The organism is Streptomyces sp. Ru73, assembly GCF_002920575.1.
Classification (GTDB): domain Bacteria; phylum Actinomycetota; class Actinomycetes; order Streptomycetales; family Streptomycetaceae; genus Streptomyces.
Map to the genome: position 1 here is coordinate 1 of NZ_PQSQ01000230.1, position 652 is coordinate 652.

Annotated in this window: 1 rRNA gene; it reads left to right on the forward strand. The window is 59.4% G+C overall.

Features of this window, described 5'->3' with window-relative positions:
• Nucleotides 1–202: 202 nt before the first annotated feature.
• Nucleotides 203–652, forward strand: a 23S ribosomal RNA gene (locus tag C3486_RS37755); the annotation flags it as partial.

The window sequence follows — 652 nt, forward strand, 5'->3', positions numbered from 1 at the left end:
GGTCACTTGATGGATCACTAGTACTGCTTCGGCGTGGAACGTGACCCTGTCAGGGATCGGGTCGGGCACGCTGTTGGGTGTCTGAGGGCACGGCCGTGAGGCTGTTCCTTCAAACGCCGGCCCCGGTGAAGCGTCGCGTAAGCGATGTGTGACGGGTGGCTGGTCGTTGCTTGAGAACTGCACAGTGGACGCGAGCATCTGTGGCCAAGTTTTTAAGGGCGCACGGTGGATGCCTTGGCACCAGGAACCGATGAAGGACGTGGGAGGCCGCGATAGTCCCCGGGGAGTCGTCAACCAGGCTTTGATCCGGGGGTTTCCGAATGGGGAAACCCGGCAGTCGTCATGGGCTGTCACCCGCTGCTGAACACATAGGCAGTGTGGAGGGAACGCGGGGAAGTGAAACATCTCAGTACCCGCAGGAAGAGAAAACAACCGTGATTCCGGGAGTAGTGGCGAGCGAAACCGGATGAGGCTAAACCGTATTGGTGTGATACCCGGCAGGGGTTGCCAGTACGGGGTCGTGGGATCGCACTTCAGTCGTCTGCCGGCGGCTGGGTGAGTCAGAAATTGTTGGTGTAGTCGAAGGACATGCGAAAGGTCCGGCGTAGAGGGTAAGACCCCCGTAGACGAAACATCAGCAACTTGCTTGTGC